Source organism: Litoreibacter albidus, from assembly GCF_900107015.1.
Classification (GTDB): Bacteria; Pseudomonadota; Alphaproteobacteria; order Rhodobacterales; family Rhodobacteraceae; genus Litoreibacter; species Litoreibacter albidus.
This window is the reverse complement of sequence record NZ_FNOI01000001.1, coordinates 62501-77171: the sequence shown is the minus strand read 5'-3', so window position 1 is coordinate 77171 and position 14671 is coordinate 62501. Positions and strand designations below refer to the sequence as shown.

Genomic DNA, 14671 nt, shown 5'->3' with positions numbered 1-14671 from the left:
TTCTATTCCTGCGCCTGTAAACAGCATCACGGGTTTCGGGAAAAGGATATTCCACATGCGCAAGCTAATCATCGTCGTGCTGGTCGCCGCCACAGCATGGGCCGCCTACTGGGTGATCGGCGCGACCGCATCACAAAAGGCGACAGAGGCTTGGCTGGACGCGCGCCGCGCGGAAGGGTGGCAGGTGGAGTACACCGATTTGACCGTGCGCGGCTTCCCCAACCGTTTTGACACCATGATCACCGACATCGTGTTGACGGACCCAGAAACCGGCCTGAACTGGCGCGCGCCGTTCTTTCAGCTGTTTTCGCTGAGTTACCAACCCAACCATCTGATCGCCGCATGGCCAAACACACAGACCTTGGCGACGCCTTTGCAGAAGATCGACATCAACACCACCAAGATGACGGCATCGCTGAAGGTTTTGCCGAACAGCACGTTGACGCTCGACGCGGCAACACTCGTGGTAGACGGCGCGTCGCTGACCTCCACCAACGGGTGGAAAGCGGGCGCGGACAAACTGACAGCGGCGATCCGGAAAACCGTGGGCAAGGAAAACACTTACGACATCGCGGCGCAGGCCGACACGGTCACCCCCGGCGAGGCATTGCGCGCCATGCTCGACGGCGGCGGCACCCTGCCCGACGTGATTGAGGGGTTGAACTTTGACACAGAAATCGGCTTCGCCCGTCCGCTTGATATACGGGTCATTGAGGACAGCCGCCCCGACATCACCGCGCTCAACATCAAGGACGCGCGCGGGACATGGGGCGAATTGCAGCTGCGCGCCAAGGGTGATCTGAGCGTTGACGAGCAAGGTTTCGCGGTTGGTGAACTTGCGCTGAATGCGCGCAACTGGCGCGAAATGCTGGCGCTTGCGGTACAAGCTGGCGCTGTGCCCGCCGAATACGCCTCCGCGGCGGAGCTGGGCTTGGGCTTTGTCGCGCGGCTGTCCGGCTCCGAAACATCGCTGGATGTGCCGCTGACATTCAAGGACGGGCGCACGTTGCTTGGGCCGGTGCCCGTGGGTGCGGCCCCTAGCCTGAACCTGCGTTAACGACAGTATGTACCAGACCGGTAGCGCGCGGTGTCAAAGTGGAAATGGTCTTGGTGGTAGCGGTTGGCGTTCGGGCCAAGGACAGTGCCAAAGGGGCCGCATGCGGCCTTGTGCATTTTCTTTAACACGGGGCCATTTTTTGCGCTGCGCCACCCCTTCAACACGGTCATAGAGGAGCCGTCTTTCAGGTTGATCGCCGCGATGTCGAGCGCGCGACCGCGACCGTGCTCCGACACTTTCGCGCCCTTCTTGTTGTTGCGGGTGCGGCAGGCGTAATGCGCCACGACCCGAAGCGATTTCACCCCGCCGCCCCGTCGCCCGACCGATGGCTTCACACCGTTATCGACCCACGTTTTCAACGCTTTCGCGGTGTTACAGTCAATCTTGGCGTGTTGCGTCAGGGCGACGCCGGAGACCGCAGTGACCTTCACACCGTTCGACAACCCGCAGCCGTTCATCTTTGCCGGTATGCGGCTGATCTTCTCGCCGCGAATGCTCGGGTCGCCGCAGACGGAGCCTTGCAAGCCTTTCGCGATGCGTTTGGACGCCTTTGGGGCGACCGTGGCGGCGCGCGCTGGTTTTGGTTTCTTCTGGAAGGCCTGCTTCAACTGCTGGCCGAAGGTATTGGACCGCGCGCCGGTTCTCGTCGTCGCTGCTGCTGTGGCCCCACCGCGCCGTCCGACCGGACGCACGGAGCGCCGAGGGGCTAGCTGGCTGTCGGATACCTCCACGATCACCGCGCGGGCTGGTGCCGTGGCAATCGCCGTTCTTGGCATAGGGCGCTGCGACGTGGCGGTATTGGCCTCGGCGCTTGCGGCAAGCAGAAAACAGGCAACGGCCAAGCGCTTCATTTGGCGTTCCGGCCAAAGTTTGGAGCATCGGTGTCCTGCCCCGCCTCGATAATGCCGCGACGAATTGCGCGGGTGCGCGTGAAATAATCGTGCAGATGGTCGCCGTCGCCGGTGCGGATAGCGCGTTGCAACGCGAACAACTCCTCAGTGAAGCGACCCAGAATTTCCAGCGTCGCATCCTTGTTGGCCAAGAACACATCCCGCCACATTGTCGGGTCCGATGCGGCAATCCGCGTGAAATCGCGGAAACCGGCGGCGGAGTATTGCACCACCTCGCTGTCGGTCACGCGCCCCAAATCATCCGCAACGCCAACCATCGTGTAGGCGATCAGGTGCGGCGTGTGCGAGGTGACGGCAAGCACCAGATCATGGTGCTGCGCGTCCATCTCGTCGACCTTGGAGCCGAGGCCCTCCCAGAACGACTTGTACTTCAACAACATTGCGGGGTCAGTCCCCTCCTGTGGGGTCAGCAAACACCAGCGATTATCGAACAATTCCGCAAAGCCGGACTTTGGGCCGGATTGCTCTGTCCCTGCCAACGGGTGCGCGGGAATGAAATGCACGCCTTCAGGCAGATGCGGCGTAACAGCCTCGATCACAGCCGCTTTGGTGGAGCCAACGTCGGACACCAGCGCGCCCTGCTGCAAGGAAGGAGCGATTTCTGCGGCAACGGCGCCCATGGCCCCCACCGGCACGCAGAGCATCACCAGATCAGCGCCCTCTACCGCCTGTGCCGCGCTATCGACGACACGGTCGCAAAGGCCAATTTCGCGCGCCACGTCACGGGTTTCCGCCGAGCGCGCGTAGCCCACGACCTCCTTGGCCAAGCCAGCCCGTTTGATGGCGTGAAACATGGAGCCCGCGATCAGGCCCAGCCCGATCAGGGCGACGCGGTCATAGAGATGTGCCATTCAGAGTGTCTCCTTGATGGCCGCGATGACCCGTTTGCAGGCGTCTTCCGTGCCGACCGTAATGCGCAGGCAGTCGGGCAGGTTATAACCGGCCACCAAGCGCACGATCAGACCTTTGGATTTCAGATGCGCGTCCACCGCTTCGGCCTTGGCCTGATCTTCAAACCGCGCCAGCACGAAGTTCGCCTCTGACGGGTCGACGGCGATGCCCATGGCCAACAGTTGCTCTGTCATCCAGCCGCGCATACGGGCGTTTTCCTTACGACACCATTCGGTGTAGCCAACGTCGCGCATTGCCATTTCAGCGGCCTTCAACGCAGGAACGCCCAGATTGAACGGTCCGCGCACACGGTTCAACGTGTCGATGATCTCTTGCGGGCCGTAGCCATAGCCGATGCGCAAGCCGCCGAGGCCGTAAATCTTCGAAAACGTCCGCGTCATGAATACGTTTTCGCGTGCATCAATAATCGCCTTGCCCGCGTCAAAACCTTCCACGAATTCCGCGTAAGCCCCGTCGAGGACCAACAAGCACCCCTCCGGCAAGCCATCGGCCAGCCGCGCCACCTCGGCCTCACCGATCATGGTGCCTGTCGGGTTGTTGGGGTTCGCGATAAACACCAGCTTGGTGTTGTCCGTCACCCCAGCCAGCAGGTTGTCGACATCGGTGTGACGATCCGTTTCAGCGACCTCAACAGGTGTGGCCCCAGCCGCCAGCGCCGATATGCGGTACATGGAGAACCCGTGCTCGGTATAGAGAACCTCGTCACCCGGTCCGGCGTAGGCGTAGCACAAAAACGATATGATCTCGTCAGAGCCAACACCGCAGGTGATGCGGGCGGGGTCCATGCCTTGCACTTCGCTAATGGCGTGGCGCAGGTCGGCATGATCGGTAGAGGGATAAAGGTGCAATTCCCCAGCGGCCTGCCGGAATGCGTCAAGAGCGCGCTTCGATGGCCCGTGGGGGTTTTCGTTCGACGACAGCTTGACCACATCCGTGACGCCGTCAATTTTCGACGCCCCCGACTGGTAGAGCTTGATGTCCATGATCCCCGGCTGCGGCGTGATCGTCATGTTTGTAATCCCCAAAGTTCTGCTCGTTTTAACCAGCCCCGACGCCCTTGGAAAGGTAGGTGTTAAAAGAAGCTTTGGGGGTCAATGTCGATCTGCAATCGCAAGTCGCCTTTCAGGCGCACCGGCCTGATCCATTCGGCAATCGCGGCTTGCAGCGCCGCGCCTTTCGGCGCCTTCACCAGCAGCCGCACGCGGTGGCGTCCGCGAATACGCGCAACTGGCGCGGGGGCTGGCCCGTAGACCTGCGCACCCACCCTTTTTAGCGCCGCATCATTGCGCGCCAGCGCATTGCCCAAATCGAACACCGGCCCGACCTCGGGGCCGGACAGGATCACCCCCGCCATGCGGCCATAGGGCGGCATGCCCGCCTGCTCACGCTCCGCCGCTTCGGCACGCCAGAACGCCTCCTCGTCGCCGTTGAGGATGGAGGTGATGACCGGATGCTCCGGCTGGAAAGTTTGCAATAATGCCGCCCCGCGCTTTTCGGCGCGACCGGCGCGGCCTGCCACTTGGCGCATCAGCTGGAACGTCTTCTCCGCCGCCCGCAGGTCGGAGCCTTGCAGCCCCAAATCCGCGTCGATCACCCCCACCAACGTCAGATGCGGGAAGTTGTGACCCTTGGCGACCAGTTGCGTGCCGATGATGATATCCGCGCCGCCCTCCGCGATGGCCTCAATATGGGCCTTCAACTCTCGCGATGTGCCGTACAGGTCCGACGACAGCACAACCACACGCGCGTCGGGGAACAGCTCCGCCAGTTCCTCCCCCATGCGCTCCACGCCTGGGCCGATTGGGGCAAGCCGGTCCTCCGCCTCGCAGGAGGGGCAGGCCGTGGGCATTGGTTTTGTCTCGCCGCATTGGTGGCACATCAGGCGCTTGAGGAAACGGTGCTCCACCATACGCGCGTCGCAGTGCTCGCACACGATCTGATGGCCGCACGCACGGCACAGCGTCATCGGCGCGTAGCCGCGGCGGTTCAAAAACACCAGCGATTGCTCACCCAATTCGATCCGCTTGGCGATCTCTTTTTGCAAACTTGGCGACACCCAGCGCGAGCCGGGCAGCTCCTCGTTGCGCATGTCAATCGCCCGCATTTCTGGCAGCACGGCCTCACCAAAGCGCGAGGTCAGCTCAACGCGCGAATATTTACCCGCCTCCGCGTTGGCCCATGTCTCCAGCGAGGGTGTGGCGGAGGCCAATACGACTTGCGCCCCGCACAGCGACGCGCGCAGAACCGTCATGTCGCGGGCGTTATACAGAACGCCCTCTTCTTGTTTGTAGGAGCTGTCGTGTTCCTCATCCACAACGATCAATCCAAGATCGCGGTAAGGCAGGAACAAAGCGGAGCGCGCGCCCACGACCAACTCCGCACCACCGTCGGCGACCATACGCCAGACACGGCGGCGTTCTGTCATGGTGACGCCGGAGTGCCATTCGGCGGGCCGCGCGCCAAAGCGTTGCTCCACACGGGTCAAAAATTCCGACGTCAGCGCGATTTCCGGCAACAACACCAAAGCCTGCCGCCCACGGCGCAGGCAGGCCGCAACGGCCTCCAGATAAACTTCCGTTTTGCCCGATCCGGTGACGCCCTTCAAAAGCGTGGTGGAGTATCCGTCACGGTCCAGCGCCGCCACGGCAGCGGCTTGATCTTCGGTCAATTGCTTTCCCGGACGGGAGGGATCAAGCGGCGTGAACGGCAAGTCGCGGGGGCTGTCCTCCTCGCGCACAGCGCCCTGCGCGGCCAAGCCTTTCACCACCGAGGGGCCAACGCCCGCCTGCTCCGCCAATTCCTTTAACGTGAACGACAGGCCGCCGAACTCTTCCAGCACCGCCAGCACTTTTTCGCGGGCGGGGGTCATGCGGTCGACCTGCCCCGTGCCCATGCGGAAAATCTTGCGCATGGCAGGCGGATCCCCCAAGCCCGGGGAGCGGGTGGCGAGGCGCACCATCAAACTGAGCGGCGTTAGCGTGTAAGCCCCCGCGCGGGTCAGAAAATCCTTCATCTCGGCCCGCATGGGGGGCACGTCCAGCACCCGAATAACGGAGCGGATTTTGGAGCGGTCGTAATCGCCCTTCCCCGCGCCCCAAACGACCCCCAACACCTTGCGCGGGCCAAGCGGCACCTCCACAAATGCGCCAAGGTGACAGCCGCCTTCGGGGGCTTTGTAGTCCAGCATGCGGTCCAACGGCTGGGTGGTTACGACGCCAACCAAATCGCCTTCATGGAAAAATCCGCTCACAACTGCCCCTTCACCGTTTGCTCTCACCTACGCAATTGAGGTAAAGCCACACTTAACCAGACCAACCGCCCACCGAAAGGCATACCCCATGAAATTCTTCGTAGACACAGCTGAAATTAACGACATCAAAGAACTCAACGCTTTGGGCATCGTGGACGGGGTCACAACCAACCCGTCGCTGATCGCAAAATCCGGCCGTGACATTCTGGAAGTCACCAAAGAAATCTGCTCGATCGTCGATGGTCCGGTCTCTGCTGAAGTTGTTGCCCTGAGCGCTGACGACATGATTGCTGAGGGCCGTAAGCTGGCGAAAATCGCGGACAACATTGCCGTGAAAGTTCCGTTGACATGGGACGGCTTGAAAGCCTGTAACGTGCTGACCAACGAAGGCCATATGGTCAACGTGACGCTGTGCTTTTCGGCCAACCAAGCGTTGCTGGCCGCAAAAGTCGGCGCGACGTTCATCTCGCCGTTCATTGGCCGTCTGGACGATTTGAACCTTGATGGCATGGAGCTGATCGCAGACATCCGCAACATGTACGACAATTACGGCTACGAGACGCAAATCCTTGCGGCCTCCATCCGCTCCGCCAACCACATGTCCGATTGCGCGGCAATCGGCGCGGACGTGGCGACGGCACCACCTGCCGTCATCAAGAAAATGGCAGACCACGTGCTGACCGAAAAGGGCTTGGAAGGCTTCATGAAAGACGTCGCCAAGGCAAACATTAAAATCGTCTAAACGACGCCTTTAACCTATGCTAAAAGGCCGCGTGTTCACCCAGAGCGCGCGGCCATTTTTATCGGAGCTTCCCCATGAGCGGACTACTTGCCTTACTTGATGACGTTGCAGGCATCGCTAAAATTGCAGCCGCCTCAGTGGATGACGTGATGGGGCAAGCCGCCAAGGCGGGCGCCAAAGCCGCAGGCGCGTTGATCGACGACGCCGCCGTAACGCCGAAGTATCTGCACGGCTTTGAAGCATCGCGCGAATTGCCACTGGTCTGGCGCATCGCCAAAGGCTCCATCAAGAACAAGCTGCTTTACCTTCTGCCCGTTGGGCTGCTGCTCTCAAATTTGGCCCCGTGGACGATCACGCCGCTGTTGATGTTGGGCGGCGGCTACCTGTGCTTTGAGGGCGCGGAAAAAATCGTGCACCTGTTCACCCACGAAACCCATGACGCCGACCAACCGGCCGACATGGTTCAAGACCCGATGCACCTAGAGGAAGAAAAAGCCGCAGGCGCGATCAAGACCGACTTTATCCTGTCCGCCGAAATCATGACCATCGCGTTGGCCGCCATCCCTGAAAGCAGTCTGGCGATGGAGGCCGCGACCCTCTTTGTGGTGGCGATTGGCATCACGGTACTGGTCTACGGCTCCGTCGCGGTGATCGTCAAAGCGGATGACATCGGGATGACAATGGCCGAAAGCGGCCGCTTGGCCCCGACCCGCGCGCTGGGGCGCGGGATTGTCAAAGCGATGCCGGGCTTTTTGCAGGGGCTGATGGTGGTCGGCACGGCTGCGATGCTGTGGGTTGGCGGGTCCATCGTAATCCACGGGCTTGAGAGTCTTGGCTTCGGCTGGCCGGAGCACGTTATCCACGACATTTCCTACGCCGCCGCCGATGCCGTCAACACCGCCAAAGGGGCGGTCCAATGGATCACCAAAGCCGCTATGGACGGCGTGTTCGGCCTTGCACTGGGGCTGGTCCTTGTTCCCGTTGCGACCAAGCTACTCGTCCCCGCGTGGCGTAAGCTGCGCGGCTAAAACCGCGCGCGCACGCTTTGCCGCTGGACCAAACACGCACCCTCCCCTAGCGTCACGGGAATGAAGCTTTCTCCCACCACGCTTGGCCCACTGTTTGCAATGATCGCGGTGACGCTGTTCTCCCTGAACGACGTCACCATGAAGTTTCTATCCGGCGACTACGCGCTGCACCAGATCGTGCTGATCCGGTCCATCCTAGGTATGACGGTGGTGCTGCTGTTCATGGCACCGTTCCAAGGCGGGTTGCCCGCCTTAAAAACCAAACGTCTGGGCGCGCAGATGGCGCGGGCGGGTTTGGTGTTCTTTGCCAATATGACCTTCTTTCTGGGGCTTGCCGCGCTGCCCCTTGCGGATGCGGTTGCGTTGTTTTTCGTCTCTCCATTCATCATCACTATTTTCTCGGTGATTTTCCTTGGGGAAACCGTGGGCCCGCGCCGCTGGGGTGCTGTTGCCATTGGCATGATCGGCGTCGCGGTGGTCTTGCGCCCCGGAACCGCGTCCTTCCAACTGGCGTCACTGCTGCCGATTGCCGCCGCCTTTGGCTACGCGGGGCTGCACATCATGACGCGCTACCTGCGCAACACCGAGACGACCGTGTCGATGGTGTTCTACATCCAGCTGATGTTTATCATCGCCACCTGCGTGTTGGGCCTTTTGATGGGGGACGGCAAGTTTGCCAGTTCCGGCAACGCGTCGCTGGAATTTCTGTTCCGCCCTTGGGTTTGGCCAGATGTCGGCGACCTGCCCTATATTGCGGTGCTGGGGTTGTTTGCCTCTGTCGGCGGGTACTTCATTTCCCTAGCATACCGCACCGGAGAGGCCGCGTTGGTTGCGCCGTTCGAGTATCTTGCCCTGCCGCTGTCGATCATCTTGGGGATGTTGATCTTTGACGAATGGCCCGACGCCATCGCGTGGAGCGGGATCGCGCTGATTTTGGCCTCGGGGCTTTATACGGTGTGGCGCGAACATCAATTGTCCAAGCCGCAGCGCCCCAAGCGCGAAGGCTAAAAAAGGGCCGCGCCCGAAGGCGCGACCCTGTGTTTGGTCATTGGAAATAACTTTAACCGATAATGGCGTTGTCGTCGCGTTTCACCGCAACCACGGTGGAGCGGGCCAGTTTGCCCTCACCGTCAGGGAATGGCGCGGAGGGATGCTGGATGCCCACGAACATCGTGCGCTTGTCAGCCGACCACGTCAGCCCCGTGACCTCTGAGCCGTTTGGACCCGTTAGGAACCGCTCGATCTGGCCCGTGACAGGATCGCCCGCAAGCATCTGGTTGTTGCCCATGCCTTCAAACTCTCCCTCGTTGTCGTCGTCGCCATCGGTCTGGATCCACAGCAAGCCAGTGCTGTCGAACATCATCCCGTCGGGGGAGTTGAAGAGGTTGCCCGCGTTGATGTTCTCGGAGCCTTTATAAAGCCCCTCGCCCACAGTCGGGTTCCCCGCCATCACATAGAGATCCCATGTGAAGCTGTCGCTGGCGTGATCGTCACCCGCGGGGAACCACCGCACGATCTGGCCGTATTTGTTGGCCTCACGCGGGTTGGGGCCGCCCACCGGGGTCTCATCGCCGCCGGCATTGGTTTTCAGACCGCGGTTCTTGTTGTTGGTCAGGGCGCAATATGCCTCCACCGCGACGGGGTTAACGGCGACCCACTCCGGACGGTCCATCGTCGTCGCGCCAACTTTGGACGCGGCCACGCGGGTCAGGATGCAAATCTGCGGCTGGCTCATACCGGTGGCTTCGGGTGTCAGGGCGACCCATTCACCGTTGCCGTCCTCGTTGAATTTGGCGGCGTAAAGCTGGCCTTCATCCAGCAGCGTCGAGGTATCACCGCCCGGCGTGTAGACACCATCGGAGACGAATTTATACAAGAACTCGCCGCGCTCGTCATCGCCCAGATAGACCACTACGCGCCCATCGGGGGCCAGAACGCAGGCCGCGTTCTCGTGTTTGAAGCGGCCAAGTGCCGTGCGTTTCACGGGCATGGCATCTGGGTTCGCGGGGTCGATTTCCACGATGTAGCCGAAGCGGTAAGGCTCGTTCGGGGTTGTGGCCAGATCGAAACGCGCGTCAAATTTCTCGTAGGCGTAGCGGCCCTCATGGCCGATGCCATAGCGGCCAAAGTCTTCGGGCAGCTCCAGATTGGCGTCGGTGGAGCCGAAGTAGCCGTTAAAGTTTTCTTCACAGGTCAGGTAAGTACCCCACGGCGTTTTTCCCGCGCCACAGTTGTTCATGGTGCCAAGCACCTCCACCCCAGCCGGATCGGCGTCGGTTTTCAGCAGGTTGTGACCTGCGGCGGGGCCTGCGATTTTCATCGGTGTGTTCTGGTGGATGCGGCGCGTGAACGGGCTGTCTTTGACGATATCCCAGCCGTTTTCACCCTCTGCCACTTCCATCACCGTCACGCCTTGCAGGTTTTGCAGTTTGCGCACGTCGTCGGCAGAGGTCGGCACGCCGCCCTCATTGTTCGGCAGGTTGATCTTCGGGTTCACGTACTCGTGGTTGACGGCAATCAACTGGTGGTTGCCCACAGTGAAAGCTTCCATCCCGTCGGTGTTTTCGCCGAACACCTTGTCGGAGGTCTCCAACGCGCCGCCGGTGGCGTGGTCCAGATCGTCTACACCGGAGAACAGCGGCTGGCCCCATTTGGCAACGGGCTTCCAGCTGTAGCCCTCAGGCACGTGGATGGTGAAATCGGTTTGCGCGGCCAGCGGTTTGAACGCGATGCGCGATGTCGCAGCCTGCGCGGTAGAGCCCATCAAAGACGCGGTGCCCATGACGGCTGCGCCAGATCCGAAGGCCAGCACACCCGCCAGAAAGCCACGGCGTGACAAGGCGCCTTCGACGACCGCGTCAAAATCGGTTTCTTCAGCAGCGGGGCGCTGCAACTCGTCCCAGTCATCCCAAGACAGGTCGGATGTATCAATATCGTTCATGGCGGCTTCCCTCAAAGTGGCTCGTTGATTCTGCGCAGACCCTAGGCGGCGGGCATATCGGCAAGATGACAGGGGTGATTCAGATTTGTGACACAGGCCCCAAGGGGCAATCTCTACGTGGAAAAAGGAAAAGCCTTGGGCTATAGTCTTGCAAAACAACGCCCTAAACAAAGGCAACGAGCATGATTGAGCAGGCCAAAGTGCTGGACGCGCTGCGCGACAAGATTCTGACAGACCCAGAAGTTATTCTTGAGGATCAAGACCTTATGCGGGCTTTGATCGACGCGAACGAGCGCTCCCTTGGGGGCAATATCGTTGATTTGCGCGGAATCGCGATGGACCGTCTGGAAAGCCGCCTTGACCGGCTTGAGGACACACACCGCTCCGTCATTGCGGCGGCCTATGAAAACCTTGCGGGCACCAACCTTATTCACAACGCCGTTCTGAAAGTGCTGGAGCCAACCGATTTCCCTGGCTTTCTTGCCACGCTATCGGGGGATTTGCTGGAATCCCTGCGGGTGTCACGACTGCGGCTGATCTTGGAATCCAAGGAACACGCCAGCCCGTCCATCGGGTTCGAGGACGTATTGTCCATCGTGGAACCAGGCGTTGTTGACCACTACATCACCGCCGGTCGCGATATCCCCGTGCGCCCTGTCAGCTTGCGCCAAGTGTCGCCCGCGTCCTCCGACGTTTACGGCGACAACGCGTCCTACATCAAATCTGAAGCACTGCTGCGCCTTGATCTGGGCGAAGGCCGCTTGCCAGCGTTGCTGGTTATGGGATCGGAAGACCCGCACCAGTTCCGGCCGAGCCAAGGCACCGATCTGTTGGCGTTCTTTGGCGCGACGTTCGAGCGGGCAATCAAGCGCTGGCTGGCCTGATGCTGATCTCCCCCGCCTGCCGCGACGCGCTGGAGGGATGGCTGACCCACCGCAAATCGCTTGACGGGGTGGCGGAAAACACCATCGAAGCCTACCGCAGCGACGTGTTGGGGTTTCTGAATTTCATCACAGTGCATTTCGGCGACAGCACCGGCCTTGCGCCGTTGGCGCGGGTGAAGCCCACCGACATGCGGGCGTGGATGGCGCATGAGCGTAAACGCGGCGTGGCCGCACGCTCCCTCGCGCGGGAGTTGTCGTCGGTCAAAAGCTTCTACCGCTGGCTGGCCGAACGCGAGGGCTTTGAGCCGACGGCCGTTCTGGCAACACGCTCCCCTAAGTTTCAAAAGAAACTGCCGCGCCCCTTGGCCGAGGACGCCGCGCGCGCCATGATCGACACCGTGGAGTTGCAAGCCAGCAAGGACTGGGTTGCGGTGCGGGACGCCGCCGTCCTGACATTGCTCTATGGCTGCGGTTTGCGCATCTCCGAGGCTTTGGGTTTGAAATTCTCTGACGCGCCCCTGCCGGATGTGATCCGCATCACCGGTAAGGGCGGCAAGGAGCGCATCGTGCCGGTGATCGGCCCTGCGCGCGTGGCCGTGGACCGCTACCTTGCAGCCCAACCCTTCCCTATGTTGCCGGACGATCCGCTGTTTCGCGGTGCGCGTGGCGGCGCGTTAAGCCCGCGCCTGATTGCCAAGGCGATGGAAAATGCCCGCATGCAGCTTGGCCTGCCCGCGACCGCAACCCCGCATGCGATGCGCCACTCTTTCGCCACCCACCTACTGGAAGCGGGCGGCGACCTACGCGCAATTCAAGAGCTTTTGGGGCACGCTTCCCTCTCGACCACCCAAGCCTACACCGCAGTCGACACCGTGCGGTTGATGGAGGTGTATAACAACGCCCACCCCAAGGGTCTGAAGCACGGCTAGTAGTCTTGTGCGTGCCTTTGGTGGGTGATCGTTAATCTTTGTCTCGTAAACCCGATATTGTCGCCTTTCTCACGTCAACGTGTGCAAACTTGTATTGGCGCGGCGGCGTCTTGCCTGCGACAACTTGTCAGGGATATTTATAGGGAGAGAGACACATATGACCATTCGCGCCTTCATCGCCGCAGCGACAGCCGCCACCGCACTCATGGCGGGTGCGGCAAACGCCGCTGACTGCCCCGTTGACGTAGACGACCCGTTTGATCTGGAGGCCGCGCAGATTGAGGACATCTACAACTGCCTGAAGGATGCCATGGCCGAGGGCTACGCCAAGGAAGGCGACGAGATTGGCGCGAACTACCGGTCTTGGACCGTCACCTCCACCCGCCCTGCCGTCGCGGGGCCGCACGGCAACCGCCTGCTGCAAACCTTCGCCAACGACGTCGCGGCGGAGCAGTACCTGAAGTTTGCGGAAGAAGGCGTGAAAATGCCTGCCAGATCGGTGCTTGCGAAAGAGTCGATCACCATCTCGAAGAAGAAAAAGCAGGCGCGTGTTGGGCCGCTGTTCATCATGACCAAGATGGAGGACGGCGCGATCCCTGAGACAGACGACTGGCTTTATGCGGGCCTTCAGCCCAATGGCAAGGTGATGAAAATCAAACAAAGCTTCTGCCACGATTGCCACGTGAATTACCCCGACCAAGACATGCTGGCCTACCCGCTGGAGGAGGTGCGCATCGGCAACTAGGCGCAACCTGACAGCAACTCTCCAAGGCGCGCCGCAATCCGGCGCGCCTTTTCTTATCGGAGGAGTTTGTCCGTTGGACTTTACAACTTAAGTCCATTCGGGCCATGAGGGGCTATGACATCTCAGATCAAAGCCCTCGCCGTTCATCTTTTAACCGCCACCGGCGCCGTTTTTGCCATGTTGGCCATGCTCGCGGCGGTCGACGGCGAATGGGCGCTGATGTTCGTGTGGCTTGTCGTCGCCTTTGGCGTGGACGGCATTGATGGCCCCTTGGCGCGCAAATATGACGTGAAGCAACACGCCCCGCAATTCGACGGGGTGCTGCTGGACCTGATCATCGACTACCTGACCTATGTGTTCATTCCCGCCTTTGCCCTGTTCCAGTCGGGCCTGTTCGAGGGGTGGACGGGTTGGTTCGTGATTATCGTCATCACCTTTGCCTCGGCGCTTTATTTCGCGGATACGCGGATGAAAACCAAGGACAATTCGTTTTCGGGCTTTCCCGGTTGCTGGAACATGGTGGCCGTCGTGGTGTTTGCCCTTCAGCCGAATTTCTGGATCATTCTGGTGCTGGTTACGGTCTTGGCGATTGCCATGTTCGTGCCCTTCAAATTCGTCCACCCTGTGCGCACAGAGCGCTGGCGGACGGTGACTTTGCCGATGGCGCTGGCGTGGACGTTCTTTGCTGGCTGGGCGGCGTGGGTCAACTTTGACCCGCAAAGCTGGGCGCACTGGGGCTTGATCGTGACGTCGATTTACCTGTTGTTTGCAGGCGTCGCGCAACAGGCCGTTTACGGCAAGGACGGCTAGATCAGCAGTGACGCCGCGCCTTCCAACTTAAGCAGTTCAACCTTGGCCTCCACCCCGCCCGCGCCGGAGAACCCACCAAGGCCCGCCGCGCCCAAGACACGGTGGCATGGGATCAGGATCGCGATGGGGTTCGCGCCACAGGCCTGCCCGATCGCTTGCGCAGAGACGCCTAACTCGGTCGCCAAATCGCCGTAGGTGCGGGTTTCGCCGTAGGGTATGGCGCGAAGAGCCGCGTAGAATTTTTGCTGAAAAGCTGAGCCCCGCGGCTGAAGCGGCACGTCAAACGCTTGTCTATTGCCGGCGAAATAGTCGCTCATTTGCGCCACCGCATCGCCCAACATGCCCGTGCGCACGACATCACCGGTGGCATTCCACTCCAGCGCCACGACCGCGCCGTCTTGCTCTACCAAAGTGAGCGGTCCGACGGGGCTATCAAGCCGTGCTCGCGCCCCGTCGGTCATT

Annotated in this window: 14 protein-coding genes; 8 read left to right on the top strand and 6 right to left on the bottom strand. The window is 61.0% G+C overall.

What is annotated here, in order from left to right; all coding sequences use genetic code 11:
* The first annotated feature begins 55 nt into the window (after positions 1 to 55).
* Complete coding sequence (locus BLW66_RS00400) at positions 56 to 1057, top strand: DUF2125 domain-containing protein (protein WP_089943332.1); 1002 nt, start codon at positions 56 to 58, stop codon at positions 1055 to 1057.
* On the opposite strand, the gene BLW66_RS00395 is transcribed toward BLW66_RS00400, so the two are convergent.
* The 4 genes from BLW66_RS00395 to BLW66_RS00380 form a co-directional block, all read right to left on the bottom strand.
* Entirely contained in the window at positions 1054 to 1908 is an 855-nt protein-coding gene (locus BLW66_RS00395; RefSeq protein WP_089943329.1) for an extensin-like domain-containing protein, read from the bottom strand. The genes BLW66_RS00400 and BLW66_RS00395 overlap by 4 nt on opposite strands.
* Positions 1905 to 2819, bottom strand: coding sequence for a prephenate/arogenate dehydrogenase family protein (locus BLW66_RS00390; protein WP_089943327.1), 915 nt, complete (start codon positions 2817 to 2819; stop codon positions 1905 to 1907). Before BLW66_RS00390 ends, BLW66_RS00395 begins: the two co-directional genes overlap by 4 nt.
* Complete coding sequence (gene hisC / locus BLW66_RS00385) at positions 2820 to 3890, bottom strand: histidinol-phosphate transaminase (protein WP_089943324.1); 1071 nt, start codon at positions 3888 to 3890, stop codon at positions 2820 to 2822.
* 62 nt (positions 3891 to 3952) lie between these two features.
* A complete protein-coding gene (locus tag BLW66_RS00380) occupies positions 3953 to 6130 on the bottom strand; it encodes a primosomal protein N' (protein ID WP_089943321.1) in 2178 nt (725 codons plus the stop codon).
* An 88-nt stretch (positions 6131 to 6218) separates the two neighbouring features.
* Here BLW66_RS00380 and fsa point away from each other — a divergent pair, with 88 nt between their 5' ends.
* The 3 genes from fsa (at position 6219) to BLW66_RS00365 (ending at position 8908) form a co-directional block, all read left to right on the top strand.
* Positions 6219 to 6872: a fructose-6-phosphate aldolase gene (gene fsa / locus BLW66_RS00375; RefSeq protein ID WP_089943318.1), complete on the top strand. Its 654-nt coding sequence runs from the start codon at positions 6219 to 6221 to the stop codon at positions 6870 to 6872.
* 74 nt (positions 6873 to 6946) lie between these two features.
* Positions 6947 to 7900, top strand: coding sequence for a DUF808 domain-containing protein (locus BLW66_RS00370; protein ID WP_089943315.1), 954 nt, complete (start codon positions 6947 to 6949; stop codon positions 7898 to 7900).
* Between the two features lie 60 nt (positions 7901 to 7960).
* Positions 7961 to 8908, top strand: coding sequence for a DMT family transporter (locus BLW66_RS00365; protein WP_089943312.1), 948 nt, complete (start codon positions 7961 to 7963; stop codon positions 8906 to 8908).
* A 52-nt stretch (positions 8909 to 8960) separates the two neighbouring features.
* Here BLW66_RS00365 and BLW66_RS00360 read toward each other — a convergent pair whose 3' ends face one another.
* A complete protein-coding gene (locus BLW66_RS00360; protein ID WP_089943308.1) occupies positions 8961 to 10841 on the bottom strand; it encodes a PhoX family protein in 1881 nt (626 codons plus the stop codon).
* A gap of 182 nt (positions 10842 to 11023) precedes the next feature.
* Between BLW66_RS00360 and BLW66_RS00355 the strand changes: the two genes are divergently transcribed.
* The 4 genes from BLW66_RS00355 to BLW66_RS00340 all read left to right on the top strand — a co-directional run bounded on the left by BLW66_RS00355 (position 11024) and on the right by BLW66_RS00340 (position 14209).
* Positions 11024 to 11725, top strand: coding sequence for a DUF484 family protein (locus BLW66_RS00355; protein WP_089943305.1), 702 nt, complete (start codon positions 11024 to 11026; stop codon positions 11723 to 11725).
* Positions 11725 to 12654 (top strand): tyrosine recombinase XerC, encoded by a 930-nt coding sequence (locus BLW66_RS00350; RefSeq protein ID WP_170833349.1) that lies wholly within the window; start codon positions 11725 to 11727, stop codon positions 12652 to 12654. The genes BLW66_RS00355 and BLW66_RS00350 overlap by 1 nt, the downstream gene beginning before the upstream one ends.
* Positions 12655 to 12811: 157 nt before the next feature.
* Positions 12812 to 13399, top strand: coding sequence for a cytochrome P460 family protein (locus tag BLW66_RS00345; RefSeq protein WP_089943295.1), 588 nt, complete (start codon positions 12812 to 12814; stop codon positions 13397 to 13399).
* Positions 13400 to 13513: 114 nt separating this feature from the next.
* Entirely contained in the window at positions 13514 to 14209 is a 696-nt protein-coding gene (locus BLW66_RS00340; RefSeq protein ID WP_089943293.1) for a CDP-alcohol phosphatidyltransferase family protein, read from the top strand.
* On the opposite strand, the gene BLW66_RS00335 is transcribed toward BLW66_RS00340, so the two are convergent.
* Positions 14206 to 14670 carry a methylated-DNA--[protein]-cysteine S-methyltransferase gene (locus tag BLW66_RS00335; RefSeq protein WP_089943291.1) on the bottom strand — a complete coding sequence of 155 codons (465 nt, stop codon included), beginning with the start codon at positions 14668 to 14670 and terminating at the stop codon, positions 14206 to 14208. The two genes, BLW66_RS00340 and BLW66_RS00335, sit on opposite strands and share 4 nt — an antisense overlap.
* Position 14671: the final 1 nt, after the last annotated feature.

Excerpts from the sequence above, each read along its gene's own strand:
- BLW66_RS00340 (WP_089943293.1), top strand. The coding sequence starts at position 13,514 with ATGACATCTCAGATCAAAGCCCTCGCCGTTCATCTTTTAACCGCCACC.
- BLW66_RS00355 (WP_089943305.1), top strand. The coding sequence starts at position 11,024 with ATGATTGAGCAGGCCAAAGTGCTGGACGCGCTGCGCGACAAGATTCTG.
- BLW66_RS00335 (WP_089943291.1), bottom strand. The coding sequence starts at position 14,670 with ATGACCGACGGGGCGCGAGCACGGCTTGATAGCCCCGTCGGACCGCTC.
- BLW66_RS00370 (WP_089943315.1), top strand. The coding sequence starts at position 6,947 with ATGAGCGGACTACTTGCCTTACTTGATGACGTTGCAGGCATCGCTAAA.
- BLW66_RS00345 (WP_089943295.1), top strand. The coding sequence starts at position 12,812 with ATGACCATTCGCGCCTTCATCGCCGCAGCGACAGCCGCCACCGCACTC.
- fsa (WP_089943318.1), top strand. The coding sequence starts at position 6,219 with ATGAAATTCTTCGTAGACACAGCTGAAATTAACGACATCAAAGAACTC.
- BLW66_RS00350 (WP_170833349.1), top strand. The coding sequence starts at position 11,725 with ATGCTGATCTCCCCCGCCTGCCGCGACGCGCTGGAGGGATGGCTGACC.
- hisC (WP_089943324.1), bottom strand. The coding sequence starts at position 3,890 with ATGACGATCACGCCGCAGCCGGGGATCATGGACATCAAGCTCTACCAG.
- BLW66_RS00390 (WP_089943327.1), bottom strand. The coding sequence starts at position 2,819 with ATGGCACATCTCTATGACCGCGTCGCCCTGATCGGGCTGGGCCTGATC.
- BLW66_RS00360 (WP_089943308.1), bottom strand. The coding sequence starts at position 10,841 with ATGAACGATATTGATACATCCGACCTGTCTTGGGATGACTGGGACGAG.
- BLW66_RS00365 (WP_089943312.1), top strand. The coding sequence starts at position 7,961 with ATGAAGCTTTCTCCCACCACGCTTGGCCCACTGTTTGCAATGATCGCG.
- BLW66_RS00395 (WP_089943329.1), bottom strand. The coding sequence starts at position 1,908 with ATGAAGCGCTTGGCCGTTGCCTGTTTTCTGCTTGCCGCAAGCGCCGAG.
- BLW66_RS00400 (WP_089943332.1), top strand. The coding sequence starts at position 56 with ATGCGCAAGCTAATCATCGTCGTGCTGGTCGCCGCCACAGCATGGGCC.